Source organism: Chryseolinea serpens (assembly GCF_900129725.1).
Taxonomy (GTDB): Bacteria; Bacteroidota; Bacteroidia; order Cytophagales; family Cyclobacteriaceae; genus Chryseolinea; species Chryseolinea serpens.
This window is the reverse complement of sequence record NZ_FQWQ01000004.1, coordinates 75211-95406: the sequence shown is the minus strand read 5'-3', so window position 1 is coordinate 95406 and position 20196 is coordinate 75211. Positions and strand designations below refer to the sequence as shown.

14 protein-coding genes are annotated in these 20196 nt (G+C 50.6%); 6 read left to right on the top strand and 8 right to left on the bottom strand.

The window, feature by feature from the left end; genetic code table 11:
- Positions 1-55: 55 nt before the first annotated feature.
- From BUB30_RS24955 to BUB30_RS24940, 4 genes are all read right to left on the bottom strand, one after another.
- Positions 56-2533 carry a zinc-dependent metalloprotease gene (locus tag BUB30_RS24955; RefSeq protein ID WP_073139855.1) on the bottom strand — a complete coding sequence of 826 codons (2478 nt, stop codon included), beginning with the start codon at positions 2531-2533 and terminating at the stop codon, positions 56-58.
- Between the two features lie 128 nt (positions 2534-2661).
- Positions 2662-3522, bottom strand: a complete 861-nt coding sequence (locus BUB30_RS24950; RefSeq protein WP_073139852.1) for a hypothetical protein — start codon at positions 3520-3522, stop codon at positions 2662-2664.
- A gap of 27 nt (positions 3523-3549) precedes the next feature.
- Positions 3550-5163 (bottom strand): SusD/RagB family nutrient-binding outer membrane lipoprotein, encoded by a 1614-nt coding sequence (locus BUB30_RS24945; protein WP_073139850.1) that lies wholly within the window; start codon positions 5161-5163, stop codon positions 3550-3552.
- An 18-nt stretch (positions 5164-5181) separates the two neighbouring features.
- The gene (locus BUB30_RS24940; protein ID WP_073139847.1) at positions 5182-8448 is read right to left on the bottom strand and encodes a SusC/RagA family TonB-linked outer membrane protein; all 3267 of its coding nucleotides are present in this window, start codon (positions 8446-8448) and stop codon (positions 5182-5184) included.
- A 624-nt stretch (positions 8449-9072) separates the two neighbouring features.
- Here BUB30_RS24940 and BUB30_RS24935 point away from each other — a divergent pair.
- From BUB30_RS24935 to BUB30_RS24925, 3 genes are all read left to right on the top strand, one after another.
- Entirely contained in the window at positions 9073-10134 is a 1062-nt protein-coding gene (locus BUB30_RS24935) for a tail fiber protein (protein ID WP_143165078.1), read from the top strand.
- Between the two features lie 259 nt (positions 10135-10393).
- Entirely contained in the window at positions 10394-10633 is a 240-nt protein-coding gene (locus BUB30_RS24930) for a hypothetical protein (RefSeq protein ID WP_073139841.1), read from the top strand.
- Between the two features lie 468 nt (positions 10634-11101).
- Positions 11102-11674 carry a hypothetical protein gene (locus BUB30_RS24925; RefSeq protein WP_143165077.1) on the top strand — a complete coding sequence of 191 codons (573 nt, stop codon included), beginning with the start codon at positions 11102-11104 and terminating at the stop codon, positions 11672-11674.
- Here BUB30_RS24925 and BUB30_RS24920 read toward each other — a convergent pair.
- A complete protein-coding gene (locus tag BUB30_RS24920) occupies positions 11671-12105 on the bottom strand; it encodes a hypothetical protein (RefSeq protein WP_073139835.1) in 435 nt (144 codons plus the stop codon). The genes BUB30_RS24925 and BUB30_RS24920 overlap by 4 nt on opposite strands.
- An 816-nt stretch (positions 12106-12921) precedes the next feature.
- Between BUB30_RS24920 and BUB30_RS24915 the strand changes: the two genes are divergently transcribed.
- The 3 genes from BUB30_RS24915 (at position 12922) to BUB30_RS24905 (ending at position 15422) form a co-directional block, all read left to right on the top strand.
- Positions 12922-13770 (top strand): histidinol-phosphatase, encoded by an 849-nt coding sequence (locus tag BUB30_RS24915; protein WP_073139833.1) that lies wholly within the window; start codon positions 12922-12924, stop codon positions 13768-13770.
- Complete coding sequence (locus BUB30_RS24910; protein WP_073139832.1) at positions 13754-15058, top strand: DUF5690 family protein; 1305 nt, start codon at positions 13754-13756, stop codon at positions 15056-15058. Before BUB30_RS24915 ends, BUB30_RS24910 begins: the two co-directional genes overlap by 17 nt.
- 136 nt (positions 15059-15194) lie before the next feature.
- Positions 15195-15422: a hypothetical protein gene (locus BUB30_RS24905; RefSeq protein WP_073139830.1), complete on the top strand. Its 228-nt coding sequence runs from the start codon at positions 15195-15197 to the stop codon at positions 15420-15422.
- Positions 15423-15446: 24 nt separating this feature from the next.
- On the opposite strand, the gene BUB30_RS24900 is transcribed toward BUB30_RS24905, so the two are convergent.
- From BUB30_RS24900 to BUB30_RS24890, 3 genes are all read right to left on the bottom strand, one after another.
- On the bottom strand, positions 15447-15998 hold the full coding sequence (locus tag BUB30_RS24900; RefSeq protein WP_073139827.1) for a dihydrofolate reductase family protein: 552 nt from the start codon (positions 15996-15998) through the stop codon (positions 15447-15449).
- A 91-nt stretch (positions 15999-16089) separates the two neighbouring features.
- Positions 16090-16950 carry a helix-turn-helix domain-containing protein gene (locus BUB30_RS24895; protein ID WP_178377194.1) on the bottom strand — a complete coding sequence of 287 codons (861 nt, stop codon included), beginning with the start codon at positions 16948-16950 and terminating at the stop codon, positions 16090-16092.
- 119 nt (positions 16951-17069) lie between these two features.
- Positions 17070-20192 (bottom strand): efflux RND transporter permease subunit, encoded by a 3123-nt coding sequence (locus tag BUB30_RS24890; protein ID WP_073139824.1) that lies wholly within the window; start codon positions 20190-20192, stop codon positions 17070-17072.
- Between the last annotated feature and the right edge of the window lie 4 nt (positions 20193-20196).

Here is a 20196-nt window from a genome sequence, read left to right as displayed (position 1 = left end):
ATGCCGGGCTTCTATAAAAAAGAACCATAAAATGCCTTTTTATTCGCCGGATTTATCAAAAACGACCGCAAAAATCAATTTCCTCCATTCCAATGGGTTGGCCGGGAGGCGCTACCAGGGGGATGTCCTTTTTATACTCGTCGGGATTTTCCTGGAATTTTTGAATTTGGGCCAGAGCATACGTATAGTGCGCTTTCCAGTCCTCTTCCACCACCGTTTGGAAGCGTGGTGTCATCCACGCTTTGATCTGTTCGAGCTTTAAATAGGCAATGGCCCGCACCTGTGCAGAGGCGTTGTTGTCGAGGGCCAATTGGATCAAATTGGTCAAAAGGACGTCGTTTACCGTGATTTGGAGTGCGCCTTCGTAGCCACTTTTGCGCGGTGCCTTGATGGTGGCCAGGATCACTTTGTCGATCACTTCCTCCAGCGAGGGTTGCTTGGGATCGCGGGCGTGATACTCTACCAAGCGGCCGGCGCGGGCGGGGTGTAGCAGCAAACTCAGGGTTATTTGGGAGGCGCTTTCCGCGGCGCCCAGGGCGTCGAAGGTGAGTTCGGTGCGGATCTTGATCACTTCGCGGTGGCGCGTATAGCCCAAGGGACGGGGAGGTATGATCTGGAGTAATTTGTTGGGAAACATCAGCGACTGAGGCGCAATCGTTTTCAATAATACATCGAGGGCCTTGGCTTGTTCGGCGGGCGAGACCATTTCCGTCACCGGTTGGCCGTCGCCACGGAGGGCATAGCGGTAGTTCAGTCCCCCCACCAACTTGGCACATGCCTCGGTCTGGTAGCGGTGGAAGAAGTACATGGGCACCAACACTTCTTCCAACGTGGCCATGGGCGCCCCCGGCTTGATGTTGTTCTCTCCGAAGTTTTTCAATACGGCAGCGCGGATATCCAATACCCGGTTCAACTCATCGGCGGGGTCTTTGCCATTGTCCCACAAGTGGGCGTAAGGATGCGATCCTCCCAGCGGGCGGGCATCCTGGTCGGAGAGAAACGTGAGGCCGGCTTTCAAAGCTTGTTGCAAGATGTTGTTCAGGGCGGGTTCAACGGCCGTGCCCGAAGGAAAATCCTGGTAGCCATAGGTGATGGATACTTTGTCCCATGCGCCGATCTTGTCGTCGTAGGGATGGCTCAGATCAACTTTGCCATTGACCAGGGCCGCATAGGGATGAGGATAGTCCATGACTGACGCCAGGTTTTCACTGCTGGACGAATAGGCATGGGCCAGTCCCAGGGTGTGTCCCACTTCGTGTGCAGCAAGTTGTCGAAGGCGCGCCAACGCCATGGTTTCCATTTCTTTCGACACAGGCTTGCCATCTTCATAAGGAGCCAACAGGCCTTCGGCAATGAGGAAGTCCTGCCGCACGCGCAGTGAACCCAAGGTGACGTGTCCTTTAATGATCTCACCCGTGCGGGGGTCGATCACTGACGCTCCATAGGACCAGCCGCGCGTGGAGCGGTGCACCCAGTTGATCACGTTATAGCGCACGTCCATGGGGTCGGCATCTTCGGGCATCAGCTCTACCTGGAAGGCATTGGTATATCCCGCGGCTTCAAAGGCCTGGTTCCACCAGCGGGCTCCATCGAGCAACGCAGAGCGGATGGGCTCGGGTGTGCCACGGTCCAGGTAATAGATGATGGGCTCCACGGCCTCGCTGGAAGCTGCCGTGGGATCTTTCTTTTTCAGGCGGTGACGGGTGATGAAACGTTTTTCGATCGGCTCGCTGATGGGCGTGGCATAGTCATAGTAGGATATATCGAAGTAGCCTGCGCGCGGGTCGAATTTGCGCGGCGTATAATTCTGATCGGGCAACTCCACAAAGGAGTGGTGCTCGCGCACGGTGACGCTTGACGGCGATGGCACCACGCTGCGGATATAGGCACCTTCGGGTTCGCCGACAAACGTGAGCGTGGCTTCAAACTCTGAATTCTTTGGGAAGTTTTTTGTGCGGGGTGTATAGATGGCCGATCTTGATTCGTCGAGCCGGTAGCTGCCTTGCTTGGTGGCTTTCAACGTTCCTTTCACATCGTGGATGTCTTGCAGGAAGAAGCCCGTGGCATCTACCAGCACCTTGCCGCTTTCCTCCGCTTCTACTTTGAATCCATAGAGCACCGACTGCGCGAAGGCGTCCTCCACGGCCTTGCGTTCATATTTGTCGTTGGAGATGGCGCGGTAGTTATAGTTCGGTTGCACCAGCAACACTTTGGGGCCTCTCCGATCGAACTTCACGATCTGTTCCGAGCCCAGTTGTCCGCGGTCGAGACCGATGTCGTTGGAGCCGACGCCGGCAGACAGGGAATAGACATAGAGGAACTCCGTGTCGAACTTGTCGATGACCAGCCAGATCTTGTCTTGTTTTTCGTCATAGTAATATTCGAAATAGCCGGGAAGCTTTTTGAAGTTCTTCACTTTGTCGGCTATGGGCGAGGTGACGGGTGCGGGTTCGGCGTCGGCCTTCTTTTTTTGGCCGGGTGAAAGGAAGGGAACAAGCACCAACAAAAGCAGGGAGGGCAAGGTGGGTCGCATAGATTCAGGTTAATGAGTTTGAAGCTAAAAAAGAAAAAGAGTATCAAAAACTAAAAGTGGTATTTTATAAACGGAGAGAGGCCGCTTTATGGGCGGCCTCTCCTTCTTTCAAAATGCTTCTCTTTATCCTACGGCTTATACGTCAACACCCAGTTGCCGCCACCGTTTGTATAGGGTCCCTGCCCGTATTCCACGTCGGTGATCTCGCCAAAGGTGAGGGTTTGTGCTGCGGGGTCGTATACACCGCTGCCGCGCCACGAAATACCATAGTTAGGTTCGACGCCGTTCAACGTCAGGTCGTTGCAGATGTCGATGAAGGTTGCTGCACCGGCCAGGTCGTTGAAACCGCCATAGAAATCCAGGTCATAGTCGAAGTTGAAGTTGTCGATGTTATACGTGCCTCCACCCACTTTTGTGAGGTTCACGGTATAGGTGGCATCGGTGGACACCACATGGACTTCCCATTTGCCCTCGGGAATACTGGAAGGGCAGCTCACCGTATAGGTAAGGGTGACGGGTCGTTTGCTGAACACACTGGGGCTATAGCCGCCGTTGAGGTAGCGGCCGTCGGCCATTTTCATGGCGCCGCCGATCACGAAATTATCGCCCAGACTCAACGTGTCCTGGGTCACGATGTCGGATCCAAAGGCTGTCAGCAATTGGTCGAGGGTGATCTTCACGGTGGCCGGGAAAGTCGTCACATTGGTATAGGTGATCGTTTCGCTGGCGCCTGTTTCAGAATTGTTGTAGGTCACCAATACATCGACGCTGCTCACCGGCGACAATCCTTCGGGTGTTACATTGAACGACAGTATGGTCTCGGTCGGATCGAGATAATTCACTAGCCCTGAATCGTCGTCTTCCTGGGCAAAGAGCGGGATCGACCCTTGCTGGAAGTCGTCGAACAATTGCTTGTCTTTGTCCTCGCACGAGAACGTGAGCAGCATTCCGAGAACCGCCAGCGCTATATAGTTTATTTTATATTTCATAACTCTAAGATTTTTTAAAGTATATCATCAGTTAGGGTCCCAGAACACTCTGTCGGTGGTCACCGTTTTTTGTGCCGGTGCATTTTGATTCAGGTTCAAGGCATTCGCATTGTAGGCGAGCGCGACCGGGTAGCCCCGGCTGGTCACCGTGAAGGGAATGTTGTCCGTGTTGGGATCGAACATGATGGGGAAGCCCGTGCGGCGATAGTCGGTATACGTGTCAATGGCAAAGCCAAAGCTGGCGATCCATTTTTCGGTGAGGATCAGTTCCAGTTTGCCCGCATCATCGGCAGCATCATATTTGACCAGCACATCGTTCACATAGTCGGTGATATCGGCCGTCGCGATGAGCGGGGCGTTGGCGGCTTGTGCGATGGCATTGACCTTGGTAAAGGACGCCTGCATGCCCGATTTGAATAAGGCCCTGGCATCGCCGGTCACCCCGGTTTCGGTGAGGACCAACTCGGCTTGGGTATACAGCGCGTTGAAGTAGGGATACAACCGTTGGGCTACATTACCCGGACCGGTTATAGCACCTGAAGTATTTACGATACCTCCCTCATCGTCGTCGTAGCGACCGCCGATGGGATATAGCCCGAGCACGGTTTGCGAGCGGTCTTGCTGCCATCCCTGGTTCACACCTTGTGAAGCAAAGTAGATCGACAGGAATCCGTTGGTGTCGGTGTATTCCGTGGGATTCTGAGCATCGTTCGGGTCGGTGAGCTGTTTGAACCAATAGTAGGGCGTACGGGGATCGGTGATGCCGCTCAGCACATCGTTCAGCGTGCTTTTGTTCATCATGATCTCGTAGAAGTAGGGGCTGATATAGGATGGGCGATTACCCAGCGTATATTCCAACACGAAAGCAGGGTTGCGGTCGTCGGGGGAAACCGATGTGCCGTAAGCCAATTCGAAATCGTCGCCGGCCTTCATCAGGTCGCCTTCGGTCAGTAGCGCATTCACCTCGGCGGTGACGTCATCCACTAGACGGGTCTGGTTGTACAATTTCAGTTTCAGGCTCTTGGCAAATCTTCTCCATTTGGCGAGGTCGCCGTTGTAGAGCACATCGTCGCCTCCCGGAGAGAGACCGGATTCTGCCGCCAGGTTGGCGATGCCGTTGTCGATCATTTCCAATAATTTTGGATAGATCGAGGCATCGTCGTCGTATTTCGGATAGTGCACCTCGTTGCCCACGAGCGCTTCCGAATACGGAATATCACCCCACACGTCGACCATGACACTATAGGCGTAGGCCGTCAGGATCTGGGCCACGCCGACGTAGTGTGCGTCGCCGCTTGCTGTGCCTTGTTCAATGATGGCCAGGTAGTCTTCCAATGCTCCGGAATATAAATTCTGCCACGCGGTGGTGATCTGGAAGTCTTCTCCCGACACTACATACGAATCCACGCTGCCGCGTTGCACGGTTTGGTGAACCAATATGGAAGTGCTGGTAGAAAGACCGTTAGAACCGATGCCCAACGAGTTCACCATGGTCACTTCCGATTGCGTGAGCAATTGCGAAAGTTTCACCTTGCTGGGGTTGTTGGGGTCGGTGTTGATATCGAGAAAATCGCTACATCCCGACGCCATCCAGGCGCAGAGGGAAAGGGCGATGTATTTTGTGCATGTCTTCATGTTCATGATTCGTTCGAGGTTAAATTAGAAGGTAACACGCAGGTTCACGCCATAACGCTTCACCGAAGGTGCCGTGTTGTATTCTATACCGGTGTAGTTCTGACCACCGAAAGAGGTAGTTTCCGGATCGTAGTTGGAATACTTCGGGAAGTTGGGGGCTTTGTACCAGAGGTTGCGGCCGGTGAACGTGAGACTCAAAGATCCAAACGGTGTCTTTTTCAAGAACACTTTGGGCACGCTGTAGCCGAACGTTACTTCGCTGAGGCGAAGCACGGTGGCATCGAAGATGCTTTGTTTGTCAGAGGCATTGATACCAAAGCCACCGCCGGCCGTCTGGAAGTAGAGGTCGTTCTTGATGACTTGCGTGGTGTTGGGCACTTCCTTGTTGTCGACCAGGATCGGCTTGTTGGTGTTGGTGTCGCCGTAAACGCCGGGGATGATGAACGTTCCATCGCGTTCCTCGGTGTAGCGTGTCACGCCTCTTCCGACATAGAATTGGTTGGTAGCCGAGAACAGATCGCCGCCATAGCGAAGGTTGAACAAGCACGACAACGTGAATCCTTTAAAGCTGAAGGCGTTGCCCAAGCTGGCCAGGAATTTCGGGTTGGGGTTTCCAATGTAGTGGAAGTCCTTGGAGATGATGGTCGCGCCCGTGGCGGGGTCGATCAGGAACCTACCTTGATCGTCGGTCACATCATAGGTTCCTTTCAACATGCCGTATTGCTTGCCCACGGCCAGCATGGGAGTCACACTGCCACCAAACACGTTGCGCAGTACGATCTCGCTCACACCTGGCGAAAGCTTTTCAACAATATTCTCGTTGTGGGTGTAGGTGCCATAGATATTCCACGTAAAGCCGTTGGCAAGTTTAACGGGCGTGGCATCCAGTCCGAGTTCAATCCCCTTGTTCGACAATTCGCCGAAGTTGGTGATGATCTGGTTAAAGCCTGTTTCGTCAGGCAGCGCGATGGGTGCGATCTGGTCGGTGGTGTTGATTTTATACACCGTCGCTTTCACATTGATGCGGTCCCCGAAAAACGACAGGTCCGTTCCCAATTCGATGGTCGTACTGAATTCCGGCGTGAGGTTGGGGTCATACACGGTCGTACCTGTGGTAGCACCCGGATGTCCCCGGAACGGAAGGTCGTTTCCAGGCAGGGCACCTACGAGGTTACTGCTGTTGCCTTGGTTGAGGTTGTAGGTTGCTTTCAGGGAATAGGGCAACGCGTCATTACCCACCTTCGACCAGGCTGCACGGATCTTACCCATGGAAAGAATGCTCTTGTCCATCGCCAGCGCCTCTGTAAAAATAAACGAGGTGCTCACGGAGGGATAGAAGAAACTGTTTTTGTTTTTGGGCAAAGTGGACGACCAGTCGTTGCGGCCGGTCAGGTTCAGGAACAAATAATCCTTCCATCCCAAAGAAACATCACCCATCAAGCCCGCCAGTCTTCGGCGATAGTACGTGCCTCCAAACGGGGTCACCGAGTTGTAGTTGTCGATGTCGTCGATATCAAACGCGATGGAGTTCACACCCTTTACCGCCTGGCTTTCGCCGGTGCGTTGGTTTATGTTTTGTCCGATGATCGCCTTGAGACTCAGGTCGTCCGAGATGTTCTTGTTGATGGTGACCAGCAAGTTCGATTCGATCTCCTGGTAGTAAATATTGTCCAGGATGATTTGTCCGAGTCCTGCCGCACCCACGGAGCCTTTACGGGTCACTTCTTTTCGGCGGTCGTTGTAGGTGTTGATACCGATCTTGTAGGTGACGTTCAGCCAGTCCGTGATATCGTAGCCTGCGTTTACGCTGGCCGCGATCCGGTCGACGTTGCTGTGGATGCCGTTGTTCTGTGCCGACCAGTACGGGTTGTCAGCCGCCGAGCCCAGGAAGAACACGTTGCCTTGTGTGACGGGGTCATACTTCGGTTGACCGGTGATGTCCCAGCTGCGGCCCGGAAAGAGAATCCGCGAAAACGCCGAGGCACTCACCTGGTTGGCGGATCCATAGCCGCTGAGCGGTCCACGCTGTGCGGAATTTGTGTAGGAGAGGTTTCCACCGACGTGAAGACCGTTCACCAATTGCGTTTGTCCACCCAAACTGATGTTGGTCTTGTTGAAGGATGAATGCGGGATGTAGCCATCCTGCTTCAGGTTCGATGCCACGAGGGTGAGCACGGACTTCTCGTTACCACCGCTGATGGTAATGGAGTTTTCGAACACCTTTCCATTCTTAAAGAAATCTTTTACGTTGTTGGGATAGGCCCGGTAGGGCACCATCTTGGGGCCGTTCGGAAAAACAGCGGCATAGGAAGACCAGTACGGAATGGAATCATAGTCGCTTCCGTTGGGTGTCGTACTGCCATCCAGACCATAGTTCACACCGGGTCCAGGCCGGTCGAATGCAGGACCCCAGCTGCCGTTGGCTTCGGCATAGTCGCCCTTCGAGCCGGTGCCGTATTTGTTTTGATATTCGGGGAGGTTGGCCACTTGCTCGATCGCGAAACCGGAGGAGTAAGCAATCTCCAGTCCTTTGCGGGAGGCGCGGCTGCTACCCGATTTTGTGGTGATGACCACCACGCCGTTGGCGGCACGAACGCCGTACAAGGCTGCCGCGGCACCACCGGGCAGGATGCTCATCGACTCGATGTTGTTGGGGTCGATGTCGGCAATGCGGCTGGAGTAGGATGCTCCATCGGTCACTTCGTTGGAGGTGACGTTATAGCCGTTGTCGTAGGGAATGCCATCGACCACGAACAGCGGCTGGTTGTTTCCGAACATGGATTTGTTACCGCGAATGGTGATGCGGGTGGCACTGCCCGGCGCTCCACTGGAACTTAGAATGTTCACCCCGGCCACTTTGCCCTGCATACTGCGGAGCAAATCGGGTTCTGATTTTTGCGACACCTTGTCGCCACTCACCGAGTTGACGGCATAGCCCAGCGACTTGGCTTCTCTTTCGATACCGGCGGCCGTGACGACCACTTCACCCAATTGCTTCACGTCGGTGGACATCGAAATGTCGACCGAGGTCCGGCTGGCAACATCTATCTCCTGTGTGGTCAGTCCAATAAAAGAAAAGACCAATACACCGAATCCCGATGGAACGCTGACGGAATATTTGCCATCCACATCCGTGACGGTTCCGACGGACGTGCCTTGCACAATAACGTTCACACCCGGCAAGGGTGAGCCATCTTGCTCGGTCACCTTGCCGGTAACCGTTCGGTCCTGCGCCACCACACTCCAGGCAATGGCGAGGCACATACTACAGACTAGTAAAATTTTCCTCATACTTAATAGGTTTGTTTTTTGTTATTCAGATCCAACTGTTTTCGTGACTAACACTTGGCAGGTTGGATCATCAAAACTCCCAAAACAGAACGCTAAAAGAATGACTTCAAGTAGGGTATATTACTTTGTAGAAAGCTACCGCTGAATGGGTTATGAAATATTAATGGATCGGATTTCGGGCACTTCCTTCGCGTGAAAATAGGGCTGGAATGGAGGGTTGCGGCCGCCGAAATCCTGGGGCTTTGCACCGGATCGGAACACAGGGAAAGGCCACGAAGTAGCGGGGTTTGCCGTGGTTTGAGGATATTTTAGGCCAGCCAGAACTGAGGCATTCAACCTATCCGTCGTTTTTATATCGCGTAAGGTTAACCGAGGTAACGGAAGCCATAATTGACTCGCTGCGCAAACTTTCTGCCGCTGGCCGATAGGGAACCCGCAGCAGATCAAATTACATCACCAAATAGCAGGCTTCTGCTTTTTCACATTCATCCAGGTGCTATCTTTGCCACCGTTGGGCTATGCTTCCTCCAGAGCGCCAGCCAATAAAATATTGTCGGCTATTTATTATTTACGTCATACATACATTCATCTATTTCTTTATTAGCAACCATAAACCGAAATGTTATGCGAGTACTCCTCACGTCTCTATTGTCCATTAGTTTTTTTTGGGCTACGGCTCAATTGTCTGTTCCCAATGGAACGGTTACTGCAACAACCAATCCGGCGACGGGCCGTGTGGGTATTGGCACAACATCACCCGTATCCCCGCTTGAAGTACGCGTAGCAGGGGATAACACTCAAGTACAGACCGCCCTAACTATTCTACAAACTAACCCGGGAAGCCCCAATGGCACAGCGGGTGTGAGGCTTGACCTCGGGATTGGCAACAACGTCACCAATAACGGTATTCTGGGAAGAATAACCTTAAAGGAGACCTATTGGTCAACCCAACCTAAAATGTTCTTTAGCTTGTTGGACCCCAGCAGTACCATGCAGGACCGGCTCATTATCGATACGAATGGTAACGTTGGTCTCGGTGTAGTAGATCCGGACGCAACGCTTAGTGTCTATTCCAGTATTTCAGGTGGTCACCGGATCAAGATCGGTGACCTTGGTTCGGGCGCCAAAAAGCCTTCATTTTTTCTTCGTGCGAATGCTGATCAAGTGAATAAGGGGTATTTTGGTATGCAAACAGCCCCTACAGGCTATGCCAACGATTTTGCCATTATTGGTGCGGATGACGGCGGTGTACAGCGCTACCTGCATTTTGGCTATAATACTGGTGATGATCCATCGGGAACATTCAATCCTAAGATGAGCATCAATATGTACTCCGGAAATGTCGGCATTGGCTCAACCGCTCCGGACGCGAAACTTGCCGTAAAAGGCACTGTCCATGCGCAGGAAGTGAAAGTTGACCTGAGTGTTCCAGGGCCGGATTATGTTTTTGAAAGCGACTATAAGATGCCCTCGTTAAGCGAACTCAGGGACTTCATCAGCCAAAACAAACACCTTCCCGAAGTGCCCGCGGCTAAGGAGCTTGAAAAAGATGGTATCAACGTTGGGGAAATGAATATGCTGTTGTTGAAAAAAATTGAAGAGCTCACGCTGTACATGCTGGAGCAGCAAAACGAAGTCAATTCCCTGAAAGCTGAAGTTTCAGCATTGAAGAAACAAATCAAATGAGCTGTGCCTTCTGGGGTTGAATACCGGACCCGGAAATCATCACTGTAAAACGTGATGGCATCAAAGAACTTGAGATGCAATCACGTTCGCAGAATAGTAGTCGCCGTTTTCCGGCAAGTCTTTTCTCAAGGCATGAACTCAAGCCAACAAGCAAGTTTAAACACTTGCTTGTTTTTTTATCGCCCCAGCATAGAAAACCCCTGATGATGGGGGAGAATTTGCTTTATTCTTTTTCTACCTTCATAGAAACAACAGGGCTATGTTGACCGATTTGGAACGAGCGGAACTTACCGAGCAGATGGCATCTGTGCGAAGCAAAATGAACTTCATTTGCGATCTGTTGCATGTGGAGTTGATGGAAACCTCTATCCTGTCGGACCTCGACGCAAAGCAGGAACGCGAACAACTCCTGGTTAAAAAAGTGCGCGATTTAAGTAAGGTAATAGAATACTATGTTATGAATCATAAACTCCTTCCCATTAAGTCCAGAGAAAAATGAATGGGTGTAGCAAAGTAGCAGGCACCGTCCTTTAGCGTATAACGATGCCGTTGGAGTGAGGATTTCTCAGGGGCCCTTAACAGAAAGTTTTGAGCAATAAAAAAGCCCTCCCGGCTTGGGGTATAAAATGATTGACCTATTTAATAGTTTTGAACCCATTAGACACAAAGCATATAATAATATACCGTTGTCTTAATTCGCGTTTTACTTAGCCCAACGAAGGAAGCTGTTTTAGTTACACCTAGCACACAGAAGGTGTGCGTGGGTAAGATTCCTTGATCCACGAGTTAGTAATCCAGCCGGGATGAAGATCCCTTTTTTAAAACCCGTTCTTTAAATCCCGCTTCGCATGAAAAAAGTATTCAACATCGCTCTATTAGCCGTTGGCGGCATCGTGATAATAGGTGTAGTCATTGGCATTCACTGTTCCAACTGATTTATTAAGAAATACTCTGACACTTTGGTATTTTGAATCTTGAACCCACGAAATTAGCGGGAGTAATGGAAATTATATTGTATAAGTCTCCGAAGAGGGCGTTTAAACTAATTCTTATTTCCTCAGTAGTTGTAGTTTGTGCACTGTTCTTGTTGGTGACGCTCGATGTTCCAACAAGGGCTTGGTATCCGGTTATCGGTGTTTGTGGACTTGGGTATCCAGTTGCAATATTTCATCTATTCGACAGGCGACCACAAATCGTGATAAACGAAATCGGAATATTTGATCGCAGAACCTGTAAAGACTTCATTAATTGGGACGTTATTCAACGCGCATATGCTATGGACGTGTTAATCGGGGGATATGTTTGTTTGATTGTGGACAACAAGTACTTATCGTCAATTAAGAAGGCACAAGTTGATAGACCCTTTATGATCTTCCCTGAGATTGATGCACATCAAATAGATATTTCAGTTGGACAACTTGGAGTTGACGAATTTAAACTGGCTGAGTTCATTATGAAAATGAGCAAACTGAGACCGGAGAGTAGAAAAGAGAAATTGAAAATTTTGCCAACATCAGTGTCTACGCTGTTCCGAATCTAGTAAAAATCGTCAACCTTTTCGTGAAATCCCGATAATGCCGTGTCTCCCTTTATATCAACTTCGAAGTTTATTAGGCTTTTACTAGGGTCGATTTTAGAATATATCACCCAAAATGTTTTTGCTTGGCAAGCCTCTGATAATGGCTCTTCACACTCGGGAAAAATCAATTCCGTCACAATCTCCCGGTCATAGCGCACATTTCCCACGCTATAACTATACCTGATCTGCCTGGAATCACTTCCGTTAACACCACCATTCAAATCCAAATATTCAAGTATCTTTCCGTAAGTTATTAAGTAATCACTTTTAACCAAGGTCTCGTTTTGATTTGCCGAGCGGATAAGATAGAGTTGATAACCAACCACGGCGACGAAACAAATTGATAAGGGTACCCACCCCCATTTATCCTCCGTAGTCTCGTCATTTTCCATTTTCAACACCTTTGTTTTCCCTAGATCCTGTAATAGCGTTTTGAGAAACTTGTCTGGATATTTTTTTTACGGCGTCTTCGAGTATCTTTAAAAGAGGTTGATCACTATCATACTTCTTCGGCATTTGCGCCATTATCGCACGAGTAAAAAACTCCCTCATTTTTGCTAAAGGTAATAGATGTTTTCACACAGTCAGCAACTATCATTGAAGCGCCTCAGCTCCTTGGGCTTTAGGCTTAAAGAGTAAGCCTATCCCCTCTTTGATTTATCTACATAGTTCACGGTCTGTGCCAGGTCGGGGTTATCTTTTTAGGAATGCTGCAAATGTTTGAACAGTGTCAATGATTTATATCCTTCCGCGAGTCCATCAGCCTAATAGCGTTCTATTTTGATCCGCTTAATCGGTGGCTTCCACCTCTTCGTACTTTACAAACTATACCAGGGGTTTCGCACTGTCTCGGAATATGAAACGATAACCCGGCAGGCATAAAAAAAGCCCTCCCGACTGGAGGGCTCGTCCTTCGAAGAAGTTCTTTCATTAACCTAAACTTATGAAGAAATATTCTGCTTGAATGGTGAAGGACGGCAGCAAAGGTGAAACACGCATGTGAATTCTCTGTCACCCACATGGGATGAATTTGTTAATTAAAAACTCAGGCCTTCTGTGCGACTGACTACTGTTAGGATTGACTTGAGGGTGACCGGCGTTTGCCGGCAAAAGACGCCAACCCCTGTGGCCGGTTCTCCATCCCTATTTTGAAACCCCATTGAAATACCTTAAATCGGATCATAAACCTCAAACCTGCACGCCCCCTGATGTGGTCGAACGTTCACACCCATAGTCATTTTTGCGACGGCAAAGGCACGCTAGCCGACCACGTAGCGCGGGCCCAGGAGCAACGCATGGTCAGCCTCGGCTTTTCCTCGCACGCACCCCTGCCCTTTCCCTCAAAATGGTGTATGAAGACGGAGAACCTCACCGCCTACCGGGACGAGATCCAAAGCCTCAAATCGACCACCCCAGACCTTGAGATTTACGCCGGCCTGGAAGTAGACTTCATTCCCGGCATGGTGGCCCCATCCGATTTCGGCCCCCTCCTCGACTTCACCATCGGTTCCATCCATTTTGTAGAGTCATTGCCCGATGGAACCCATTGGGAGATCGACGGTCCGCATGCGCATTTCCTGGAAGGGTATGAAAAGATCTTTCACAGCAACATTCGCGACACGCTGGTGCGCTATTACGAGTTGACCCGGCAAATGATCAACGAGGCCTGCCCCACCGTGATCGGGCACCTGGATAAGATCAAGATCCAAAATATAGACGGTCAATTCTTCAACGAGCAGGACCCATGGTATGTGGATCAGCTCCGGCAAACGCTGGACCTCATCAAAAAAAGCGGCGCCATCGTGGAGGTGAACACCCGGGGACTGTATCATAAAAAATTGGACGATCCTTATCCCAGTCCCTGGATACTGCAGTTGTTGCTGGAGAAAAATATTCCCCTCACCATCAATAGCGACGCGCATCGCCCGGAGGATCTGACCAACCATTTCCCGGAAACGGCAGCGCTGTTGCACCGTATCGGATTTAAAACGATCAGCTGCTTACACGAAGGCCGCTGGAAACCCTTTTCATTCAACGCGCATGGTATTATCTACTGAGTCGCCCATCACCCGCTGGTTAAAGCAGACCCACAGTTTTTGGTTTGCCCTGTATGCCACCCTCATGGCGTTTTGTCTCTACACCTGTATTTATGCTTTCCGGAAAGCCTTCTCCGTGGCCACGTTCGAGGGCATGCGCGTCGGGGCGTTGAGTTTTAAAAGTTGGCTCGTCATCTTCCAGGTGGTGGGCTATGGCTGTGCCAAGTTCGTCGGCATCAAAATCATTTCGGAGTTGAAAGCCGCCTCGCGGGCCATGGGCATCCTGCTGATGGTGGGGCTGGCCGGTTTGTCGTGGTTGCTGTTCGCGTTGGTGCCTCCGCCTTATAATATGGTGTTTCTCTTTACCAATGGATTTCCCCTTGGTTTCGTCTGGGGCATGGTGTTCGGGTATTTGGAAGGACGGCGATTCACGGAGGTGCTGGGTGCCGGACTGTCGGTGAGCTTTATTTTCTCCGCCGGGTTTGCCAAGTCTATCGGTGGCTTTATCATGCGCGATTGGGGTGTTCCCGAAATGTGGATGCCGTTTGCGGCGTGTGGCGTATTCGTGGTGCCCTTGCTGGTGTTCCTGTATTTGCTCGACAAACTGCCGCCGCCGTCGGCTTTGGATGAGCAGTTGCGCACAAAACGACAGCCGATGAATGCGACAGAGCGCAAGAACTTTGTCGCCACCTTTTTACCGGGTATTGTTTTGTTCACCCTCAGCTACATGCTGCTTACCACCTTCCGCGACCTGCGCGACAATTTTTCGGCCGAGGTCTGGAAGTCGCTGGGCTATGGCAATTCGCCAGAGATTTTTGCCACCACCGAAACACCCGTGTCCATTGCCGTGCTCATCATTATCGGCAGCACCATGCTGATCAAGAACAACAAAACTGCTTTGATGGTGAATCACCTGATCGTGTTTGTGGGCATGGTGTTGGTGGGCGTGAGCACGTTCCTGTTTCAGCAACACCTGATCTCTCCCACCATTTGGATGATCCTCATCGGCTTGGGATTGTACCTGGGCTACATTCCATTCAACAGCATCTTCTTTGACCGTCTGCTGGCCGCCTTCCAGTATGTGGGCACCGTGGGATTCATCATGTATATCGCCGATTCTTTTGGGTACCTGGGGAGCCTGGGCGTGGTGCTGTTCAAGGAATTTGGCTTTGCGGACGTGAGCTGGCTGGATTTCTTTCTCCTGGCGGGCTATGCCGTTTCGGCTGCGGGTAGTTTGTTGATCGCCGGATCGATGATGTATTTCCATTTGAAGCACCGGCGGTGGCGATCACATCAGGTTCAGGCGTAACCCTCCCCTGCCCCTCCCTCCGCGAATATTCACCGCCCGTTTTCCGGCATTCACCTACCGGGGTCCTGAAATGGCCTTTTTGCCATAGCCAAAGCCGTTTTGTCGCCCGTTATTTACATCATAATCACAAGGCAAAATGAAAACACTTGATAACACCCTCGAAACCGGAAACAGATCACGGGTCCGTTCCCTCCTCGCCATAGTCGGTGTAGTGACCGCCATCATTGGTTCGCTGGTGTTTCTCCATGATGTCTATGGCAACGCTCGCATAGCGGCAAATGTGCCCAACGTCATGGCAGCTTCGAAGGTCATCAATGGTGATCTGCTTCTCCAGGCAACGTCAACAATTTGGTCAATCAAATAACCATGGCAGATTTTCACAGCCGCCTTAGGGTATCGGCTTAAATCTCACAACCGTCACGCCTTTGTCCAGGTTTTGAACCTCGAGACGCTCCAGGCCAACGTTCAAGTTTTCTTCCCACAGCCTCCTTCCAAATCCCATGATGTGGGGCTGGATCATTAATTTCAATTCATCCACAAGCTTAGCCTCCAACAGCGATCTCACGAGCGTTGCACTACCCTGGACCAGGATCGGTCCTCCCTCCTGCGCTTTTATGGCAGCAACCTCTTTCATTGCGTTTTGCCGGATGACGGTGGACGACTGCCAGCACCCCTCTTTCAGCGTGGTGGTGACCACGTATTTCTTTACGGCGTTCAACTTTGCGGCTACCCCCATTTCGTTATTTTTCAGCGACGACCAATAGGGATACATCATCTCGTAGGTATGTCGTCCATAGAGCATGACATCGCAGTTGTCGATGGTGTCGCGTATGGATGCGGCGCGGCTGTCGCTATGATAGGGTTCGAACCATTGGTTCATGAGGGTTGAATCGAAGATGCCATCCAATGACATCCATTCGGTGACGATGAGTTGTCTCATTTGTGATCGGTTAAATTTTTACACAACGTTAGGGCAGCCCCGTCCGCGGAAATAGAACAGACCCGTCACGGCAAGAAACTTTTTTAAAAGTCTATGGAATATACTGAGAAAGCCGGTCCAGGTATTGACTTGGGGTGAAGCCTGTGAACTCCTTGAAAACGCGGATAAAATGGCTTTGGTCTGCAAAACCGTTTTGATACGCGATGTCGCTCAGCTTGGCCTTGGGATCCAGGTGGAGTGCTTGAAAGGCAGCATCGAACTGGCAGATGCGACGGTACATTTTTGGGGAGATGCCAACGTTTAGCTCGAACAGTCGTTGAAAGGTTCTTTCCGAAACATTCAGTTCCTGCCGGATGTCGGTGAGTTGTCGCAGGCCGTTGTTTTTCAGGATCTCGGTGGTGGCAAATACGATCTTTTTATCGTCGGCGGCTTTGCGTTCCATCAGCTTTTGGATGAACGTCGTCATTTCTTCCAACCGGTCTTTTAACGCCGGTGCATTCAAAAGTTTTTCCTGCAGGCTAAAGTCGGTGGCCGCTTTTAAAAAATGGAGGTCCGCATGTTCGTCCGTCAGTTCGGCGCCACTCACATCGAACAGGGAGCGCAGGGCGTAGGGATAAAAGAAATACGCTATTAAAGTAAAGTCTCCTTTGATCACCAGGTCGCTGGGTGCAATGAGTTGCCCGTAGAGGGTGAGATGTCCCACCGGTTTACCGTTTCTTGACGCCTTGACGCTTTGAAAAACAAGTGTCGGCGCGCCGTTGGCAAAGAGCGGCAGAATGAAGTCGCTTGACCTATGGGCATCTTCAACCACCAGTATGTTTTTTACGCACCGGGAAATGGCGAAGGGCGGAAGAATGAATTGTGCTTTCATGGTCATCCGATCCGATGGTCTTTGTTCGCCATCCCACAGCGATGTTCTTGATGCACCCAAAACAAATCTTCCATCGGTCAAATTTAATGAATTTACGAAACGAATAGTCCCCATACGAGCGTCGTTTCCACCGACTATTCATATCCTTCATAAAAAGGAGAAGGCCCTCCCTGCCCTCTCCCTTCTATCAAGGATATGCATCACTCCAGATCTTGTCCCAATTTCCGATACGACACGTAGAAGAACAACGGAAAGACCAGCAGTGTTAATATCGTGGCCGTCACTAATCCTCCAATGACAACGATGGCCAACGGCTTGGAGGTTTCCGATCCGATCCCTGTTGAAAGGGCAGCCGGCATTAAACCGATGGCAGCCATCAGGGCGGTCATGATGACCGGTCTCACTCTCGTTCTTACGCCATCGGTAATGGCATTTTCCAGGGAGTGATGGGTGAACTCGCCCCTTTGGATCTTGTGCAAATTGTTTTTGAAAACGGAGATGAGGATCACCCCGTTTTGAATACAAATCCCAAACAACGCGATAAACCCAATGCCGGCGGAGATGCTAAAATTCGTACCCGTGATCAGCAACGCGGCGATGCCTCCAATCATAGCAAAAGGAACGTTCAGCAACACGATGCCCGCATCTTTTATGTCGCCAAACATCACGAAGAGGATCAAAAAAATCAGCAGCAAACTCACTGGCACAACTTGCTGCAACCGATGTGTGGCGCGCTGTTGATTTTCAAAGTCACCTGCCCATTGGACTTCGTATCCTTTATGCAGCTGAACCGATTCACTCACCTTTCGCTGGGCTTCGGCGATCGTGCTGCCCATGTCGCGACCTCTCACGGAAAACTTCACCGCACTATACCTGCGATTGTCATCCCTGAAGATCAGGCTTGGCCCCGTCAGCTTTTCGATCGACGCAATATTTTTTATAGGGACCTGGGCGCCTCGTAAAGTAGGCACCATCAAATTACCGATCGCTTCCACATTGTTTCGATACGCCTCTTCATAGCGCAAACGCAATTGGAATTTCTTTTCGCCTTCGTAGATCTGAGAGATGGCCTTGCCGCCGATGGCCATTTCAATAATAGCGTTCGCATCGGCCGTGGTGACGCCATACAACGCCATTTTTGCAGCGTCTAAATCGATGCGCAGTTCAGGCTGGCCAAGGTTCCTGATGACACCCAGGTCTTCAACACCGGCGATGTTCTTCATCACGTCATAGATCTCATTTGCCTTTTTCTCCGTTACGGGCAGTTTCTCTCCGTAGATCTTTACCACGAGCGACCCCTTTACGCCCGAGACGGCCTCTTCCACATTGTCCATGATCGGCTGGGAAAAATTCAAATTAATACCCGGGAATACATCCAGCTTTTCCTGCATCTGCTCGATGAGTTCTTCTTTTGTGATACCACTGGTCCATTGATCTTTTGGATAGATGTCCACATGAAATTCAATATTGTAGAACCCTGTGGCATCCGTTCCATCGTTCGGGCGGCCGGTCTGGGACATCACTTGTTTAACTTCCGGAAACGCCCGGATGACCTTCCTCATTTTATTTGCCAGGGCGCGCGATTCTTCGAGCGAAACACTTAGCGGGCAAGTAGCCCGGATGTAAATGGCTCCTTCGTCCAACTCCGGCAGAAATTCAGTTCCCAGGAATTTAAACGAAAACAATCCGATGGCTACCAGGGCCGACACTATTAAAAGCGACACCCTTTTATGGTGATAGGTCCAGGAGAACATGGTCATGACCCTGTTGGTGATAAACTCCACAAACGGGTTATGTTTTTCCCTGACATTTTGCCGTAGCAGCAAGCTACTGAGTAAGGGAACGAGTGTCAGTGTCAGAATCAAAGCGCCCAACAGCGCAAAGCCAAGCGTCCAGGCCAGGGGTGAAAACATCTTCCCCTCTACTTTCTGAAAAGAAAAAATAGGCAACAGGGCTGCTATGATGATCAACTTGGAAAAGAAAATGGCTTTACCCAGTTCACCTCCTGTATTTTTGACGATGCCCAATTTGGAAAGCTTATTGAACCGCTCCATCCCCATCGTACGGGCGCGCTGATCAAAAACCACAAAGAGACCTTCCACCATGACCACGGCCCCATCGATGATGATGCCAAAGTCAATTGCCCCCATCGACAGAAGATTTGCACTCATTCCCTTTAGGGTAAGGCAAATAAAGGCAAAGAGTAAAGACAACGGGATGACCATGGCCACGATGACCGTTGTGCGCCAGTCGGCCATAAACAGAAAGACAATGACCGTGACAAAAATTATTCCCTCCAACATATTGTGCAGGACGGTATGGGTAGCAAAGTCAATGAGATTATTGCGATTGTAGAAGGTATCTATTTTTACATCGGCAGGTAGCACTTTTTCATTGAGGTAATCGATCTTGGCCTGCACCCTCCTGATCACCTCGCTTGGGTTCTCTCCTTTGCGCATGACGATGATCCCTTCGACGACGTCATTTTGCAAATCCCTTCCCACCTGTCCCAGCCTGGGTAGGTTAGAAATATCCACTTCCGCCACTTCCTTTACGAGGATGGGGGTTCCATTGATATTGGTGACAATGATATTTTCGATCTCGTCCACATTATTCAACAAGCCAATGCCTCTTACCACATAGGCTTGCGAATTATCCACGATGACATCTCCCCCGACGTTGATGTTGCTTTTAGATGCGGCATTGTAAACATCTAGCGGCGTAATATTATAAGACGCCAATTCTTGCGGGTTGACTTTGATCTCATAGGTCTTTACTTCCCCTCCAAAACTAACGACATCACCGACGCCCGGTACCCCCAGGAATTGACGCTGAACGACCCAATCCTGAATGGTCTTTAATTCTTTGACGGTCCTGGCCGTACTGCTCAACGTGTACCTGAAAATCTCACCGGTCGGGCCAATCGGCGGTTGGATATCAGGCTCCGCATTGTCGGGCAGCTCAACCCCGCGCAACATGTTATTTACCTGCTGACGGGCAAAAGCATCGTCGACACCGTCTTCGAAAATGACTTTTACCACGGAAAGACCAAAGACGGTTGTTGAACGTACGGAGGTTTTTTTCTGTACCGGGTTCAGGGCCACTTCGATCCGAAGGGATACAAATTTTTCAACTTCTTCTGCGCTTCTGCCGGGCCATTGTGTAATGATCGTTATTTGCGTATTGGTAACATCCGGAAAGGCTTCGATGGGAATATTTTTAAAAGCCACGACACCCCAGATGATCAACAGGAATGTTGCCAGGAATATAAAGAGCCTGTTCTTTAGCGAGAAGGCAATGCAATTTTTGATGATCTTAAACATGGCG